Raw genomic sequence first — 1,334 nt, 5'->3', positions numbered from 1 at the left:
AAGCAATGTCGAACAGGTTTACGCAATACATTCTGGCGGCGATGGTGCTGGGCATCGTGATGGGCTCGGCGATCTACAACTTCCTGCCCGATACGCGCGCCGACTGGGCCTCGTCCATCAACCTGATCGCCATGATGTTTTTGCGCCTGATCAAGATGATCATTGCGCCTTTGGTGTTCGCCACCCTGGTCGGCGGCATCGCCCATATGGGCTCGGGCTCCAAGCTCGGCCGCATCTTCGCCAAGACGATGGGCTGGTTCATCAGCGCCTCCTTCGTCTCGCTGCTGCTCGGCCTCGTGATGGTCAACCTGCTCCAGCCCGGCGCCAACTTCCCCGGCACGCTGCCTGCGGCAGGCCAATCGACCGGCCTGCCGGTCTCGGCCTTCTCGATCGAGAAGTTCCTGACCCACCTGATCCCGACCTCGATCGCGGACGCGATGGCGCAGAACGAGATCCTCCAGATCGTGATCTTCGCCGTGTTCTTCTCGGTGGCGATGGGCGCGATGCCCGAGCGCTCCAAGCCGATCCTGGCGCTGATCGACGATATCGGCCACATCATGCTCAAGGTGACGAGCTATGTGATGCTGTTCGCGCCGCTCGCGGTGTGGGCCGCCATCACGGCGACGGTGGCCAAGAACGGCCTGCTGGTGCTCTGGAAGCTCGTCGTGTTCATGGGCGGCTTCTATCTCTCGCTGGCGATCCTTTGGACGATCCTGGTGATCGTCGGCTTCATCGTGATCGGGCCGCGCTACAGCCATCTGCTGAAGCTGGTCCGCGAGCCGCTGATGATCGCGTTCTCCACCGCGAGCTCGGAGGCGGCCTATCCGAAGACGCTGGAGGCGCTCAACCGCTTCGGCGCCTCGTCGCGGATCTCGAGCTTCGTGCTGCCGCTCGGCTATTCCTTCAACCTCGACGGCACGATGATGTACTGCACCTTCGCGGCCGTCTTCATCGCGCAGAGCTACCACATCGACATGGCGCTCGGCACGCAGCTCGCGATGCTGGCGACGCTGATGATCACCTCCAAGGGCGTCGCCGGCGTGCCGCGCGCCTCCCTCGTCGTGATCGCCTCGACGCTGGCGCAGTTCAACATTCCCGAGGCCGGCCTGCTCATGATCATGGGCATCGACACCTTCCTCGACATGGGCCGCAGCGCCACCAACGTGATCGGCAACACGCTCGCGACCTCGGTCGTGGCGAAGTGGGAAGGCGAGCTTGGGCCCGAGCATGAGATGGGACCAGGCGACGCCGTGCCCGGCGACATGGTGCCCGGCGAAGTGCCCGCCATGGCCGGCCATGGTTAGGAGCGCATCATGGGCCAGACACTGACGAGG

Annotated in this window: 1 protein-coding gene; it reads left to right on the top strand. The window is 64.2% G+C overall.

Translation table 11 applies throughout. The features are described from left to right. The first annotated feature begins 5 nt into the window (after positions 1–5). Positions 6–1,304 (top strand): dicarboxylate/amino acid:cation symporter, encoded by a 1,299-nt coding sequence (locus ACXJL8_RS41295; protein WP_456619344.1) that lies wholly within the window; start codon positions 6–8, stop codon positions 1,302–1,304. Positions 1,305–1,334: the final 30 nt, after the last annotated feature.

This window comes from Bradyrhizobium sp. P5_C11_2, assembly GCF_054049755.1.
This window is presented reverse-complemented; position numbering and strand designations above follow the sequence as displayed.

Excerpts from the sequence above, each read along its gene's own strand:
- ACXJL8_RS41295 (WP_456619344.1), top strand. The coding sequence starts at position 6 with ATGTCGAACAGGTTTACGCAATACATTCTGGCGGCGATGGTGCTGGGC.